This window comes from Chromobacterium amazonense (assembly GCF_001855565.1).
GTDB classification, from domain to species: Bacteria; Pseudomonadota; Gammaproteobacteria; order Burkholderiales; family Chromobacteriaceae; genus Chromobacterium; species Chromobacterium amazonense.
This window is the reverse complement of sequence record NZ_MKCR01000011.1, coordinates 14013-29518: the sequence shown is the minus strand read 5'-3', so window position 1 is coordinate 29518 and position 15506 is coordinate 14013. Positions and strand designations below refer to the sequence as shown.

The following is a 15506-nucleotide window of genomic DNA, read 5'->3' as shown; positions in this document are numbered from 1 at the left end:
ATTACGGCCTCCACTGTTCAATTAATCATCATGCCAAAATGCTATATAGCGTTTGAAGATTGAAAAAGCCCATATGACATGACACACTGTTCAATAAATGAGAACAAACCACCTACCCGATGCCCAAGCGCTGCTGGCTTTCGACGCCTTGGTCCGCTGCGGAAGCTTCACCGCCGCCGCCGAGGAGCTCGACTGCACCAAGAGCCGGGTCAGCCAACTGGTCAAGGCCCTGGAAAAAGACCTGGGCTCCGTGCTGGTGCTGCGCAACACCCGCCGCGTGGCGCTGACCGAAGCCGGCAGGCGCCTGGCCGCGCACGCGCGCGAGCTGCGCAGCCTGCTGGAGCGCGCGCGCATAGACATCAACGAGGCGGAGGGAGAAGTCAGCGGTCCGCTGGTGATCAGCTCCATCACTTCGTTCGCCCAGTACCTGCTGGCCCCGATTCTGGCCGAGCTGGCCGTTCTGCATCCCGGCCTGAAGCTGAACCTGCAAGTGGAAAACCGGCTGCAAGACCCGATAGCCGAAGGCCTGGATTTCTGCATCCGCACCCGTAACGTCCATGACGACGCGCTGGTGGCCAAACCGCTGGGCTTTGTGCGCGAATGGGCCTACGCCTCGCCGGACTATCTGGCCAAGGCGCCGCCGCTGGCGGAGCCGGAAGACCTGGCGCGCCACCGCATCCTGCTGGACACCAGCCGCCCCAAGCTGCGAGCCACGCCGGAATGGCTATTGGAAAAAGACGGCGTGCAAAAACAGATCGGCATACAGCCGGTGTTCAGCAGCCACCAGTACGCTCCGCTCTTGTCCGGGGCCATCGCCGGCAGCGGCATCGCCCTGTTGCCGAGCTATGTCGCCAGCGAGCACCTGAAAAGCGGCCGCCTCGTGCCGGTGCTGCCGGGCTGGAGCCATGATTGCTGGCCGGTGTTCCTGGTCTACCCGTATCGTCACCCGCTGCCGCGCAAGTACGAGGCTTTCATCCAGTACGTGGTGCCGCGGATGCGCGCGCTGCTGGACGACAGGCTTGATCCAGGCCAAGGCGCGGCCATGCCGTCGTTGTCAGAATGACGCCCATTTGCGCCGATGGCCGGCACAGCAAGGAGAATGCAATGGAACATCGCGACATCGTCATCGTCGGCGGCGGCATGGTAGGCAGCGCGCTGGCCGCCGCGCTCTCCGGCAGCGGACTGTCGGTCACGGTGCTGGAGCGCGAAGCGCCGGCGCCGTTTGCCCCGGACCAAGCGCCGGACTTGCGCGTCTCGGCCATCAGTCCGGCCTCGGCCGCCTTCCTGCAGCGCATCGGCGCCTGGGACCAGGTGCTGGCGATGCGCGCCGCGCCGTACCGGCGCATGCAGGTATGGGAACAGGACGAGTCTTGCGGCACGCTGTTCGACGCCGCCGAGGCCGGCGTGCCGGAGCTGGGCCACATCGTGGAGAACCGCGTGGTGCAGCTGGCCGCCACCGAGGCCTTGCTGGCCAAGGGCGATATCGACTACCGCTGCCCGGCCGTGGTGTCGGACATTGTCTACCGTCCCCAAGCCTCTCAGTTGACGCTGTCCGACGGCAGCCAACTGCAAACGAGGCTCTTAATCGCCGCCGACGGCGCGCGCTCCCAAGCGCGCGAGGCGGCCGGCATCGGCATCACCTGCTGGGATTACCCGATGCACGCGCTGATGCTGGCCTGCCATCTGGATGGCGAACAGCAGGACATCACCTGGCAGCGCTTCACCCCCAGCGGCCCGCTCGCCTTCCTGCCCCTGTGCGGCGACGCCGCGTCCCTGGTGTGGTATCACCGGCCGGAGGAGGTCAGGCGGCTGCTGGCGCTGCCCGATGACGCGCTGATCGCCGCCGTCAGCCAGGCCTTCCCGCGCAAGCTGCCCGGCATCAAGCGCATCGCGGCGCGCGGCAGCTTCGGCCTGACCCGCCGCCACGCCCAATGCTATGTCCGCGACGGCGTGGCGCTGGCCGGCGACGCCGCCCACACCATCCACCCGCTGGCCGGCCAGGGCGTCAACCTGGGCTTCCAGGACGCCGCGCAACTGGCCAAGACCATTCTGGACGCTCACGCCAAGGGGGAGGACTGGGCGAGCGAGAAGACGCTGGCGCGCTACCAGCGCGCGCGCAAGCCGGCCAACCTGGCGATGCAGACGGGCATGGACGCCTTCTGCTACGGATTCGGCAACGACATCCCGCCGCTGAAGGCGCTGCGCGGACTGGGACTCAGGCTGGCGGACAAGGCCGGCCCGTTGAAGCGCGAGGCGATACGCTACGCGCTGGGGCTGCGCGCCTGATCGATTATCCCATTCGTGCTAGGATCGGGAGAATTCCTCCCCTCCCGGCATGTCCATGAACCCATTCCACATTCGCGCCGCCATCGGCCTGCTGCAAGGGATCGCGCTTTACGCGCTGTACCGCGCGGCGGACCATGGCGGCTGGCTGTCCCTCCACCCGCTGCTGTTCTCGCCGCTGCTGCTGGCCGCCGCGTCGCTGCCTCTGCTGTGCCAGACCGGACTCGGCGCGCTGCGTCCCTCCCGGCTGGCTGCCTGGCTGACCGGACTGGCGCTGGCCGTCGCCGCCATCGGCGTACACGACCGCTGGCGCGTCTGGGTGGAGCAAGCCGCGCGCGCGGACCTGATGCCGGGCGCGCTGGCAGTGCTGGGCGTCTTCTTGCTGCTGTTCATCGCCTGGCCGCTGATTCTGGCCGGCGAGGGTGAACGGCGCTGGCGGGCGTCCTATCCCGCCTATTTCGACACCGCCTGGAAGCTTGGCCTGCAGCTGATGTTCTCCGGCCTGTTCGTCGGCGTGTTCTGGCTGATCCTGAACCTGGGCGCCGAGCTGTTCGCCCTGGTGGGCATGGACGGCCTGCGCCGGCTGATAGGCGAAGCCGAGTTCGCGATACCGGCCAGCACGCTGGCGCTGTCGGCCGGCCTGCATCTGAGCGATGCACGTCCCGGCATCATCCAGGGGCTGCGCTCGCTGCTGCTGACCCTGCTGTCCTGGCTGCTGCCCCTGCTGGTCGTGCTCATTGCCGCCTTTCTCGCGCTGCTGCCCTTCACCGGGCTGGACAGCCTGTGGAAGACCGGCCACGCCTCCGCGCTGCTGCTGGGCGCGAGCGGACTGCTGATCTTCCTGCTGAACGCGGCCTACCAGGACGGCCGCGAGCAACCCGGCCGCGTGATCCGGCTCAGCCTGCGCGCCGCCTGCCTGCTGCTCGCGCCGCTGCAAGCGCTGGCCGCCTACGCGCTGGCGCTGCGCGTCGGCCAGTACGGCTGGTCGCCGGACCGGGTGTTCGCCGCCAGCCTCGTCATCCTCGGCGCCTGCTACGCCGCAGGTTATGGCTGGGCAGCCATTCGGCGCCGGGCCGGGTTCGCCGGCGTGGCCTGCGCCAATATCTACGCCGCCTGGTTGTCGCTCGCCCTGCTGGCCGCCGTGCTGACGCCGCTGGCCGATCCGGCGCGGATTTCGGTTGCCAGCCAGCTGGCGCGGCTGCAAGCCGGCCGCGTGGCGGCCGAGCGATTCGATTTCGATTTCCTGCGCGACCGCGGGCTGCGCTATGGCCATGCCGCGCTGCTGCGGCTGAGGAACGATCCCGCCCTCAGCGGCTCAGTCCGCCGCAAAGCAAGCGACGCCCTCAGCAAGGACAAGGCCAAACCCAAGCCTCCGGCCCAGGCCATCCACCCGCGCGGTCCGGTGCCGCTGCCGGCCGGCTTTCTGGCCCAGGACTGGAAGCAAGCCGCCAAGCGGACCGGCGAACTGCCGTCCTGCCTGCTGGACGGCCGCAATGAGTGCGACGCTTATGTCGGCGACTACAGCGGCGGCGGCAAGCAGGAGGTGCTGCTGGCGGAGCCGCTGCCGGCGCGGCTGACCTTGTTCCAGCGTAATGCCCAGGGGCTGTGGACGCTCGCCGCCGCGTACGACCTTCCCGCCGGGTGCCCGGCGCCGCTGGAGGCGCTGGCGGCGGGAGGCGCGCATGCCCTGCCGCCGCAGCTGCCCGACCTGGAAGCCGGCGGGCTGCGGCTGCGGCCGCGCTACCCCTACGCGCCGCCGGCGTGCCCCGGCGCGAAAAAATGACTTCGTCCTGGGATGGACGGCGATGCGCATCGGCATCGATCCCATCCACACCGGCCAGACCATCCCGCGCGTGGCAGAAGCCCCTGCGGAACGGCTAAGACACCGCGCCGGCGGAAACGCTGGCCGGCGGGCATGAAAAAGGCCGCTGCCCGGCGAGGGGAGCGGCCTAGTTGCCTTTCGAGCCTAATCCAGCAAGACGCCGGATTCGGATTTGGGCGAGCGCCTGAGCAGGCCGTCCACCACGGTTTGCGGATCGTGGCCCTGGTACAGCAGGCCGCACACGGCGGCGGTGATGGGCATGTCGACCTGCAGGCGTTCGGCCATGGTCAGCACTTCCCGCGCCGTGGCCACGCCTTCGGCGACATGGCCCAGCTCCTGCAGCACTTGTTCCAAAGGCTTGCCTTCGGCCAGCTTCAGGCCCACCTGACGGTTGCGCGACAATTCGCCGGTGCAGGTCAGGATCAAGTCTCCCATGCCGGACAGACCCATCATGGTGTGCTGGCTGGCGCCCAACGCGACGCCCAGCCTCGTGATCTCGGCCAAGCCGCGGGTGATCAGCGCGGCGCGGGCGTTCAGGCCGAAGTGCAGGCCGTCGGCCACGCCGGTGGCGATCGCCATCACGTTCTTGACCGCGCCGCCCACTTCCACGCCCACCAGGTCGTCATTGGCGTACAGCCGCAGGCGCGGACTGTGCAGCTCGCGCGCCACATAGGCGGCGAATTCGGCGTCGTCGGAAGCGATGGTCACGGCGGACGGCAGGTCTTGCGCCACTTCGCGGGCGAAGCTGGGGCCGGACAGCACGCCGCAGCGGTGATCGCTGGGCAGCTCCTCCGCCACCACCTGATGCGGCAGCAGGCTGGAGCCGGATTCAAAGCCCTTGCACGCCCACAAGATGGGCGGCAGGGCGATGCCCAAGGCCGTCAGCGCGCGCAGCGTGGGCCGCAGGCCGGACATCGGCGTGACGATCAACAGCAGCTCGGCGCCGTCGACCGCCTCGGTCAAATCGGCCGATACATTCAGCGCGTCGGGAAACGGACAATCAGCCAGATAGCGCCGGTTGACGCGCTCGTCTGCCATCTGTTGGATTTGCGCGGGGTCGCGGCCCCACAGCGTCACCTGATGGTGACGGGAAAAAGCGATCGCCAGCGCGGTTCCCCAAGCGCCGGCGCCAAGTATGGCCAGTTTCATGGCAAGCCCTTACAAACCCCAGAGGTCGGTGATTCGAGCATAGCCGACGCTGCCGTCGCGGTGGCGGACTTTGACCCAGCCCGCCTGCGGCGCGTCCTGCATCTCCACCACGCCGTCCTTGGGCACGGTGAACAGCAGCTTGCCGTCCTCGCCGGCCTTGTCGCGCACGCCGGCCTGGGCCGACACCACCAGCAGCCAGCGCTGCTTGGACAGCGCGGCGGACGGAATCCAGGCGATGCCGCCGGTGGCGTCGCGCACGCGCGCCCATTCCTTTTGGCTCTGCAGCACTTCCACCGGGTAATAGCGGCTGACCACGAACAGTTTCTTGGCGGTCAGCGTGGGCGCCTCGTATAACGCGACGCCGGTTTCCTTGACCGAGCGGAACTCCAGAGCCTGGGCGGCCTGGGCGACGCCCAGAACCAGCAGCAGCGTGATGACGAAGCGCTTCATGCGGTCAGCCTCAGGCGTTGCCGGCTTCGGCCTGCTGCGCACGCTGTTGCATGTACAGGGCTTCGAAGTTGATCGGGGCCAGCAGCACCGGCGGGAAGCCTGCGCGGTTCACCACGCTGGACACCGCTTCGCGGGCGTACGGGAACAGGATGTTCGGGCAGGCCACGCCCAGGATCGGGTCCAGGTCTTCGGCCGGGATGTTGCGGATCTGGAAGATGCCGGCCTGGGCCACTTCGCACAGGAACAGGGTCTTTTCCGGCAGCTTGGCGGTCACCGTGACGGTCAGGGTCACTTCGTAGAAACCGTCGTCCAGTTGCTGGCCGGCGCTGGCCAGCTGCATGTCGATTTCCGGCTGGGCTTGTTCCAGGAATACCTGCGGCGCGTTCGGCACCTCCAGCGACAAGTCCTTCACATAGATTTTTTCGATGGAAAACGCCGGTTGCAGCTCTTGTTGTTCGCTCATGTTCTATCTCACAAAAAACCGTCTCGATGACGGTAGAATTTTATCGGTCCAACGGCGGGCATCATCGCACGAAAGCCGGCCACGGCCAACACCGCGGATGGCCGCGTCGCTCAGTCAGCCAGCAGCGTGTCGAGCTTGCCGGCCTGGTTCAGCGCCACCAGGTCGTCGCAGCCGCCGACATGGGTCTCGCCGATGAAGATTTGCGGCACGGTGCGGCGGCCCGTCAGCGCCATCATTTTGTCGCGCTCTGCCGGGTCGAGATCGATGCGGATCTCGGTGATGCCGCTGACGCCCTTGCTGGCCAGCAATTGTTTGGCGCGGACGCAGTAGGGGCAGACCGCGGTGGTGTACATCGTTACCGGTTTCATGTTCATTGCCTGGGTAAAATATCGATCGCTGACGATTATAGCCTGAGTTGGCCGCTCAAGGCTTTGCGCTGGGTCGCATCGCCGCGGTATTGAAACTCAAGGCTAGGTCGGACACCAGCGAGTCCAGCGCCGGGCCGGACGACTTGGCCCGCGGGCCGTTGACGATGGCGACGATGGCCAGCCGCCTGCCGTCCGCCGCCTGCCAGTAGCCGGCCAGCGCCTTGACGTCGTCCAAGGTGCCGGTTTTCATGCGCAGGCGCGGACCGAGATCGGCGAAGCGCTTCTTCAGCGTGCCGTCGGTGGCGGCGATGGGCAGGCTGGCGATGAACTCGCCGGCGAATGGCCCGCGCGCCGCGTCCAGCAGCACTTCGCCCAGCAGCCGGGCCGTCACCCGCTCGCGACGCGACAGGCCGGAGCCGTTTTCCAGCTGCAGCGCGTCCGCGTCGGCGATGCCGCGGTGCCGCAGCTCGTCGCGCACGGCGCGCTCGGCCGCCGCGGCGGTGTCGTCCCCGCCCCCCGCCTCGCGCCCCAGCGTCAGGAACAGCGTGCGCGCCATGGTGTTGTTGCTGTATTTGTTGATGTCGGCCAAGGCGACCGACAAGGGCTGAGACTGCCAGGCGGCCAGTTCGCGCGCGCCGGCCGGCGCCGTTCCCCGCTCCACGCGCAAGGGACCGACGCCGCCCAGCGCTTGCCACAGCGCCGCGAAGTCCTGGCCGGCGAATTCGTCGTGCTCCAGCACATTGACGTAAGCGCGCTGGCCGTCGCAGGCTTGCGGCAAGCTGCCCGCAACGCTGACATGGCGGCCATCGTTGACGATGGAAACAAAACGCCGCACATCGGGGCACGGCTCGGCGCCGCCCGGCTTCAGCTCGCTGCGGACCTCCACGCCGGCCAACGGCGGATCGAGCACCACGCGCGCGCTCTGGCCGTCGCGGTAGAAGGTGAGCCAGGCTACCTTCAGATTCACCAGATGGGTATCGGGAGCGACCACGAAAGCGCGCCCGGCGTCGTCGTCGAAATCATCGGCGCCACCGACTTTGCCGAAGGCGCGCTTGTCCAGCAGCAGCCGCCCATCCAGCTGGCGGATGCCGCGCAGGCGCAGACTGTACAACAGGCTCAACAGATTGCCGTTGTCGAAGCGCGGATCGCCGCCGCCCAACCAGTACAGATCGCCCTTCAGCGCCCCGCCCTCCACCGGCGCGGCCGACAGCAAGGCGGTCTTCCAGCGGTAATCCGGCCCCAGCCGGTTCAACGCGGCCCAGCCGGTCAGCAGCTTCATGGTCGAGGCCGGGTTGACCGGCTCGTCGGCGCGGTGGCTGGCCAGCGGCGGCCCGCCCTCCACCGGCGCCGCCCATACGGCCACCTCGTCCGGCTTCAGGCCATGCAGATCCAGCGCCGAAGCCTTGGCGCCCAGCCCGGCCAAAATCAGCGCGACAAGCGCGTATTTCATTTTCATCCTTTCACCAATCCTGCGGATCGACATCCAGCGACCAGCGCAGGGCGCGGCCATGCGTCTTAGCCAAGCCATCCAGCAGCGGCGGCAAAGCATCCAACAGGCGATGCAGCGCGGCGCGCTGCGGGGACTCCAGCACCAATTGCGCGCGCTCGCGCTGCGCCAGCCGCGCCATCAGCGCCGGCGCCGGACCCGAGATCAGCACGCCTTCCGCCAGCGGCTCCAGCGCCTGGCGCGCTTCCCGCAAAAAAGCCGTGGCCTGCGCCAGCTGCGGACTGTCGGCGCGCAGCAAGGCCTGAAACACGCCGGGAGGGAAACCGGCCTGGCGCCGCTCATTCAGCAGGCTGGCGGCGTAGCCGTCGAAATCATGCGCCACCAAGGCCTGGTATAAGGGGTGGTCCGGCCATTGCGTCTGCACCAACACCTCGCCCGGCGACTCCGCCCGCCCGGCGCGGCCGGCCACTTGCATCAGCTGCGAAAACAAGCGCTCCGAGGCGCGGAAATCGGCTGAATAGAGCCCGCCGTCCGCCCCCAGCACCGCCACCAGCGACAGCGTGCCGAAATCGTGACCTTTGGCCAGCATCTGGGTGCCCACCAGGATGTCCACTTCGCCGCCGTTCACCTTGCGGTAAATCTCGTCCCACGCATCCTTGCGGCTGGTGGTGTCGCGGTCGATGCGCAACACCCGCGCCTCCGGCAGCATGCGCTGCAAGGCCGATTCCAGCCGCTGCGTGCCCTCGCCCAGCGGCTTGATGTCGGGATCGCCGCAATCCGGGCAGGCCGGCGGCACCGGCTCCTCCCAGCCGCAATGGTGGCAGCGCAGCTTGCGCTCCATCAGGTGCACCACCAGCTTGGCCGTGCAATGCGGACAGCCGCTGGTCCAGCCGCAGGCGGTGCAGGCGACCACCGGCGCGAAACCGCGCCGATTGATGAACACCAGGCTCATCTCCTTGCGCGCCAGCCTGGCTTTCAAGGCCTCCAGCACCGGCTCGGACAGACCCTCGGCCAATTTTTTGCGGCGGGTGTCCACCAAGCGCACATCCGGCAAGCGGGCCGAACCATGGGCGCGGCGATGCAGCGCCAGCTTGCGGTAGCGGCCAGCCTCGACATTGGCCACCGTCTCCAGGCTGGGCGTGGCCGAGCCCAGCACGATGGCGATGCCGGCGCGGCGCGCGCGCCACACCGCCAGGTCGCGCGCATGGTAGCGCAAACCGTCCTGCTGCTTGAACGAGCCGTCATGCTCCTCGTCCACCACGATCAGCCCCAGCCGCGGCAGCGGCGTGAACACCGACAGCCGGGTGCCGATCACCACATCGGCCTCGCCATGCCAGGCATCCAGCCAGCCCTGCAAGCGCTCGCCATCGGCCAGATGGCTGTGCTGCACCACGATGCGGCTGGCGGGGAAGCGGCGCGCGAAGCGGTCGATCAGCTGCGGCGTCAAATTGATTTCCGGCACCAGCACCAGCACCTGGCGGCGCGCGGCCAAGCTGTCCGCGATCAACCGCAGATAAACCTCGGTCTTGCCGCTGCCGGTAACGCCATGCAGCAGCCAGGGCTGGAAGCCCTCGCTGCGGCGCAGCGCGTCCAGCGCCGCCTGCTGCTCGTCGTTAAGCGCCGGCGATTCGCCCAGTCGCAAGGCTGGTGGCTCTAGCGCCACGCGCTCGGCCTTGCCTTCGGCCAGCCAGTCGGCCAGCCATTTGCCGGCCTGCGGCGTGTGGGCCTTGGCGGCCTCCAAGGTCAGCGGCCCGTCCAGCAAGGCCTGCCACAAAGCCAGCCTGGCCTTCTGCCGCGCCGGCGGCGGCTCCGCCAGGCCCTGCGCGGTCAGCGCGAACGGGCGGCGGTCCGGCCGCTTGATGTCGCGCGGCTCGCGCAGCGTGGTCGGCAAGGCGGTGAACAAGGTCTGCCCCAGAGGGTGGTGGTAATAATCGGCGGCGAAACGAACCAGGGCGAGAAACTCCTCGGGCAGCGGCGGCAGGCCATCAAGCACCATTTCGATGCGTTTGAGTTTGGCGCTGTCGCAATCCGACACACCCTCCCCCGGTATCGGCGTGACCACGACGCCACACAGCCGCCGCGAACCGAAAGGGACGCAGACGCGCATGCCGCTCATGACAGGCGATTCAGTCAGGTAACTGAACGTTCCTGCCAGCGGCACGTCGACCGCCACTTGAACAGAATCCCGCTCCGACATTTATGCTCTTCCTCGGCAAACCCTGCTGCGACAAGGCTTTGCCTTCGCTGTGCACAGATCTTGTGGATAACTTTGTGAACAACCCTGGCGATAACCAGCAAAAAGCCGCTAAATCAGTGTTTCCGTTGGATTGCACAAAAATTAATCAAATGTAAAAGTCTTTTATTTTCAACAGCTTAGCTTGTTGCCATTTTTTTTGCCGCCCATGCTTGACAAGGCAGGACGCAGGGACTAGGCGGTGTGCATAACTTCTGGAACACCAGCCGCCTCGGCTGTCAACCCGCATGTTGGGGCCTCGACATCGACGACTTGATTCGTACTCGAACAGCCTAGCGGCGGGCAAGAATACCCCGCCACTCGGCAATGGCTTAGCGCCGTGCAAGCGATGCAAATTTAATAAAAATTTAAAAAAATCAAGCGCCTTTCGCCAGGCGCCGCTAAGAAATTCTGCAATTGAATCTTCAGTCTGTTTGAAGACAATCCTTCAAACACCGTCCAACGCACCAAGATGGCGCAGCCGCCCCAGGCCGCGCCGTCTCGCCCGTCGACGCCGCTCAATCGCAATGATAGGGGCGGGACAAACGATGGACGGCGTCGACCAAGGCGCCGGCATGAGCCGGATCGGCAAATTGAGAAATGCCGTGCCCCAGATTGAACACATGACCGCTGCCCTGGCCGTAGCCGGCCAGGATGCGCGCCACTTCTCGCTCGATGGCGGCTGGCTCCGCGAACAAGGCATTGGGATCGAAATTGCCTTGCAGCGCCACCTTGGCGCCGACGCGCGCGCGCGCCTGGCCGATGTCGATGGTCCAGTCCAGGCCCACGCAATCGGCGCCGATGGCGGCGATGTCCTCCAGCCACTGCCCGCCGCCCTTGGTGAACACGATAATCGGCACGCGGCGGCCATCGGCTTCGCGCTTGAGGCCGGCGACGATGCGCTGCATATAAGCCAGCGAAAACTCACGGTAAGCGGCATGGCTGAGCGCGCCGCCCCAGGTGTCGAAAATCTGCACCGCCTGCGCGCCGGCGTCGATCTGCGCGTTCAGGTAGGCGATCACCGACTGGGTGTTCGCCTCCAGAATGTGGTGCAGCAGCTCAGGCCGGCTGTACAGCATGGCCTTGACGTGGCGGAAGTCGTCGGAGCCGCCGCCCTCCACCATATAGCAGGCCAGCGTGAAGGGGCTGCCGGAAAAACCGATCAGCGGCACGCGGCCGTCCAGCGCCTGGCGGATGCTGGAAACGGCGTCGAAAACGTATTGCAGCTTGTCCAGCTCGGCCGGGACCAGCGCGCGGATGGCGGCTTCGTCGCGCAGCGGGCGCTGGAATTTCGGACCCTCGCCTTCGGCGAAATACAGGCCCAGGCCCATGGCGTCGGGCACGGTCAGGATGTCGGAGAACAGGATGGCCGCGTCCAGCGGGAAGCGCTCCAAGGGCTGCAGCGTCACTTCGGTGGCGTAGTCCGGGCTGGTGCACAGGCCCATGAAGCTGCCGGCGCGGGCGCGGGTGGCGCGGTATTCCGGCAGGTAGCGCCCGGCTTGGCGCATCATCCAGATCGGGGTGTATTCAACCGGCTCCTTCAGCAGAGCCCGCAGGAAGGTATCGTTTTTCAGCTGGGTCATGGCGTCACGCGGCTATGGAAATCGCCGGCCATTATAGCGCAGCGCGCGCCGCCGCCCGACTGCGGCCGCGCAAAAAACAGCGGCCCCGCCTAAATGGCGCTCGCCGGCGAAGCCCTGCCGCGAGATGCGGGCGACGACGCAGAGAATCGTCTCGCCGCAGCCCGTGCCTGTTGCCGAGCATGCTTATAGGATATACGCTGGCCATCCGGCTGGCTCACCAGCGACACAGTCAAGCGGCCGAGCGCACCGGCAAAGGCACGATGCAGAACGGTCTGCGGACGGGCCGCTGAACCGGCGCGGCACCCACCGCTCCGTCAGCCATTCCGCAGCGAAGGAGGATGACGTGAAAAAAACCATGCGCGCCGAGCGCGACAGTTTCGGTCTGATAGATGTGCCCGCCGATGCGCTGTGGGGGGCGCAAACCCAGCGTTCGCTGGCGCACTTCCATATTTCCAACGAAAAGATGCCGCGGGAACTGATCCTGGCGTTGGCCCGGGTCAAACGCGCCTGCGCCATCGCCAACCTCGAGCTGGGCAAACTCGACGCGGCCAAGGCCGCCGCCATCGCCGATGCCGCCGAAGAGGTGCTGGCAGGCCGCCATGATGGCGCGTTCCCGCTGTCGGTCTGGCAGACCGGCTCCGGCACCCAGAGCAATATGAATATGAACGAAGTGCTGGCCAACCGCGCCTCCGAGCTGCTGGGCGGCAAGCGCGGCGAAGGCCGTCTGGTTCATCCCAACGACGACGTCAACCGCGGCCAGTCGTCCAACGATATTTTCCCCACCGCGATGCACGTCGCCGCGGCGGAGCAGCTGCACGCCAGGCTGCTGCCCGCGCTGACCTTGCTGCGGCAGGCGTTGGAAGCCAAATCCGCCGAATTCGCCGACATCGTCAAGATAGGCCGCACCCATCTGCAGGACGCCACGCCGCTGACGCTGGGTCAGGAGATCTCCGGCTGGGCGACGCAGCAGGGCCTAGCCGACGAGGCCGTGCGCGCGACGCTGCCCATGCTGTGCCAGCTGGCCGTTGGCGGCACCGCGGTCGGCACCGGGCTCAATACCGATCCGCGTTTTGGCGACAAAGTAGCCGCGCGGCTGGCCGCGGAATGCGGCCTGCCGTTTGCCAGCGCCGGCAACAAGTTTGCCGCCCTGGCCGGCCACGAGCCGCTGCTGTTCGCCCACGGCGCGCTGAAAACGCTGGCCGCCGCGCTGATGAAGATCGCCAACGACATCCGCTGGCTGGCGTCCGGCCCGCGCAGCGGCCTGGGCGAGCTGACCCTGCCGGAAAACGAGCCGGGCAGCTCCATCATGCCGGGCAAGGTCAACCCTACCCAATGCGAGGCGATGACCATGCTGTGCTGCCAGGTGCTGGGCAACGACGCGGCGCTGGCCATAGGCGGCGCCTCCGGCAATTTCGAGCTGAATGTGTTCAAGCCGCTGATCATCCACAACTTCCTGCAAAGCGTGCGGCTGCTGGCCGACGGCATGGACAGCCTGCGCCAGCACTGCGTGGACGGCATGGCGGCCAACCGCGGCCGCATCGCCGAGCTGATGGCGCGCTCGCTGATGCTGGTCACCGCCTTGAACCCGCGCATCGGCTACGACAAGGCGGCGGCCATCGCCAAGCACGCCCACCACCACGGCACCACCTTGCGCGAAGCCGCCTTGGCGCTGGGCTATCTCAGCGCGGAACAGTTCGATGCCTGGGTCAGGCCGGAAGACATGATTTAAGCGTCCTCACGGATGGAACCACAGCTCGCGCCGCGCCAGCGGCGTGTCTTCCGGCAGCAGCGGATTGTCCAGCTCGATCACGGTGCGTCCGGACAACTTCAAGGCGCGCAGATGATCGCTGTTGAAGGTCTTGAACAACTGGTCAAAGCTGCCGTCGCGCACGCTCTTCTCCAGGCCCTGCCGCAGCATCCGCGCCAGTTCCGGCCGCTGCGGCGAAACAAAGAAATAAAAGGCGGTGGGGTAATGGAGCAGTAGATACGGATCCAGCATCAGCCCCTTGCCAGACGGCGATGCCAGCTCCTGCTGCACCTCGATCACGCTGCGCGGGAAGTAATCGTAGCGGCGCTGGCGCAGCATGGAAAAAAGATTTGGGTAGTCCGGGCTGGTCAGCACCGGCAGGCCGGCATGCTGCAGGATCTGGGTATCCGGCCAGTCCTGGCCCTGCCCGGCCCTGAACGCGCGCAATTGCCGCAGCGTCTTGACGTCCTTGAACAGCTGCGGCCGGTCGGCGTTGATCAAGGGCACGCGCCAGCCTATCAGCCCCTTGTCCAGCGGGATGCGCACGGTCAACAGCTTGCGTTCGCGCTCGCGGCTGGTCATGCCCCAGAACAGATCGACGCTGCTGTCCGGACGCTGCATCTGCTCCATCGCCCGGCCCTGATTCATGTCGCGCGCGGCCAGCAGTTGGCAGCGCTGGCTCATCTGGCCGCAAGCGAGCTGCAGCAAAGCCTGGATATATGGCCAGTGCGGATCATTGTCGCCGGAGACCAGCGCGTAGTTGATCTGCACGCCGCCCGCCTGAGCCAGCGACAAGCCACTGCACAGCAGCAGCAGACACAGCACCTTAGCCATATGCGGTCCATTACCTGGCGATAAGGCTATTATGGCCGCAGATCACAGCCAGCCCAAGCCGCCCGCCACGCCGCCCAGCAACAGCAACCACAAGGGGTTCCAGTTGCGCTTCCAGGCCAACAGCGCCACCGCGGCGCTCAGCCCCCAGCCGGCGAAGCCGCGATTGGCCGCCTGCAACAGCAAACAGGCGCTGGCGCCGATCAAGCCGACCGTCAGCGGCAGCAAGGCGCGGCTCAACAGCCCAGTCAGCTCGCCGCCGCGATGGCGCGCCCACCAGCGCGATACATAAAAACTCAGCAAGGACGACGGCAAACAAATGCCCAGCATGCTGACCAGCGCGCCGCCCACGCCGGCCACATGCCAGCCCACCAGGCTCACCACCAGCACATTCGGTCCCGGCGCGGCCTGGGCCAGCGCGAACAATTCCGCCAGCTGCGCCGCGCTCATCCAGCCATGCGCCACCACGATGCGCTGCAGTTCCGGCAGCACCACATTGGCGCCGCCCACCGCCATCAACGACAACCAGCCAAACTCCCACAACAGCGTCAACAAGATCATTCGCCGCGCCCTCCCTTGCTCAGCCAGGCCAGGCCCAGCGCCAGCGGTATCGTGGCCAACAGCACCCACAGCAAGGGCAAACGGAACAGCGCGATGGCGGCGAAGGTGACGATCACCACCAGCGCGCTCCACCCGCGCCGCTCCAACCTGGGCAGCAGGCGCAGCGCCATCGCCAGCAGCAGGCCGGCCGCGGCGGAAGCCAGCCCGTGCATCACCTGCTCCACCAGCGGCAGCTGGCGATAATGGCCATAAAGAGACGCCAGCAGCAGAACGATGACCAAAGGCGCCAGCAGCAAGCCGGACACCGCAGCCATCGCCCCCATCGCCCCGTGGAAACGCGCGCCGACCGACACGGCCATATTGACGATATTGGGACCGGGCAGCACCTGGCACAGCCCCAGCTGCTCGGCGAAATCGCTCTCCGACAGCCAGCGCCGGCGCTGCACCAGCATGCTGTGCGCCTGCGGCAGCACGCCGCCGAAGCCGGTGATGCCGACGGAGAAGAAGCCGGCGAACAGGTCGCGCCGGCGCGGTTGGATCAGTTCGGTATTCATGCTTTGACACTACTC

General features: G+C 67.1%; 14 protein-coding genes. 4 read left to right on the top strand and 10 right to left on the bottom strand.

Going from position 1 to position 15506, the window contains the following annotated elements:
- The first annotated feature begins 97 nt into the window (after positions 1–97).
- From BI343_RS07195 to BI343_RS07185, 3 genes are read left to right on the top strand one after another with little or no spacing between them, the layout of a single operon-like run.
- Positions 98–1063, top strand: coding sequence for a LysR family transcriptional regulator (locus BI343_RS07195; protein ID WP_071109214.1), 966 nt, complete (start codon positions 98–100; stop codon positions 1061–1063).
- A gap of 41 nt (positions 1064–1104) precedes the next feature.
- Positions 1105–2286: an FAD-dependent oxidoreductase gene (locus tag BI343_RS07190; RefSeq protein WP_071109213.1), complete on the top strand. Its 1182-nt coding sequence runs from the start codon at positions 1105–1107 to the stop codon at positions 2284–2286.
- A 55-nt stretch (positions 2287–2341) separates the two neighbouring features.
- A complete protein-coding gene (locus BI343_RS07185; RefSeq protein ID WP_139165674.1) occupies positions 2342–4066 on the top strand; it encodes a DUF4153 domain-containing protein in 1725 nt (574 codons plus the stop codon).
- A gap of 183 nt (positions 4067–4249) precedes the next feature.
- Here BI343_RS07185 and BI343_RS07180 read toward each other — a convergent pair whose 3' ends face one another.
- From BI343_RS07180 to hemE, 7 genes are all read right to left on the bottom strand, one after another.
- Positions 4250–5254 (bottom strand): NAD(P)H-dependent glycerol-3-phosphate dehydrogenase, encoded by a 1005-nt coding sequence (locus tag BI343_RS07180; protein ID WP_071109211.1) that lies wholly within the window; start codon positions 5252–5254, stop codon positions 4250–4252.
- 9 nt (positions 5255–5263) lie between these two features.
- Positions 5264–5704, bottom strand: coding sequence for an SH3 domain-containing protein (locus BI343_RS07175; protein ID WP_071109210.1), 441 nt, complete (start codon positions 5702–5704; stop codon positions 5264–5266).
- Between the two features lie 10 nt (positions 5705–5714).
- Positions 5715–6167, bottom strand: a complete 453-nt coding sequence (gene secB / locus BI343_RS07170; RefSeq protein WP_071109209.1) for a protein-export chaperone SecB — start codon at positions 6165–6167, stop codon at positions 5715–5717.
- Positions 6168–6277: 110 nt separating this feature from the next.
- The gene (gene grxC, locus BI343_RS07165; protein ID WP_043620686.1) at positions 6278–6535 is read right to left on the bottom strand and encodes a glutaredoxin 3; all 258 of its coding nucleotides are present in this window, start codon (positions 6533–6535) and stop codon (positions 6278–6280) included.
- 55 nt (positions 6536–6590) lie between these two features.
- The gene (dacB, locus tag BI343_RS07160) at positions 6591–7985 is read right to left on the bottom strand and encodes a D-alanyl-D-alanine carboxypeptidase/D-alanyl-D-alanine endopeptidase (RefSeq protein WP_244886595.1); all 1395 of its coding nucleotides are present in this window, start codon (positions 7983–7985) and stop codon (positions 6591–6593) included.
- A gap of 10 nt (positions 7986–7995) precedes the next feature.
- Entirely contained in the window at positions 7996–10179 is a 2184-nt protein-coding gene (locus BI343_RS07155) for a primosomal protein N' (protein ID WP_071109207.1), read from the bottom strand.
- A gap of 554 nt (positions 10180–10733) precedes the next feature.
- A complete protein-coding gene (hemE, locus tag BI343_RS07150) occupies positions 10734–11798 on the bottom strand; it encodes a uroporphyrinogen decarboxylase (protein WP_071109206.1) in 1065 nt (354 codons plus the stop codon).
- 355 nt (positions 11799–12153) lie between these two features.
- On the opposite strand from hemE, the gene fumC reads away from it, so the two are divergent.
- Positions 12154–13527 (top strand): class II fumarate hydratase, encoded by a 1374-nt coding sequence (fumC, locus tag BI343_RS07145; protein ID WP_071109230.1) that lies wholly within the window; start codon positions 12154–12156, stop codon positions 13525–13527.
- A gap of 6 nt (positions 13528–13533) precedes the next feature.
- Here fumC and BI343_RS07140 read toward each other — a convergent pair whose 3' ends face one another.
- Genes BI343_RS07140 through BI343_RS07130 form a run of 3 tightly spaced genes read right to left on the bottom strand, consistent with a single transcriptional unit; the run spans position 13534 to position 15491 of the window.
- Positions 13534–14379, bottom strand: a complete 846-nt coding sequence (locus BI343_RS07140; RefSeq protein WP_071109205.1) for a type 2 periplasmic-binding domain-containing protein — start codon at positions 14377–14379, stop codon at positions 13534–13536.
- A gap of 42 nt (positions 14380–14421) precedes the next feature.
- The gene (locus BI343_RS07135; protein WP_071109204.1) at positions 14422–14937 is read right to left on the bottom strand and encodes a chromate transporter; all 516 of its coding nucleotides are present in this window, start codon (positions 14935–14937) and stop codon (positions 14422–14424) included.
- A complete protein-coding gene (locus BI343_RS07130; protein WP_071109203.1) occupies positions 14934–15491 on the bottom strand; it encodes a chromate transporter in 558 nt (185 codons plus the stop codon). Before BI343_RS07130 ends, BI343_RS07135 begins: the two co-directional genes overlap by 4 nt.
- Positions 15492–15506: the final 15 nt, after the last annotated feature.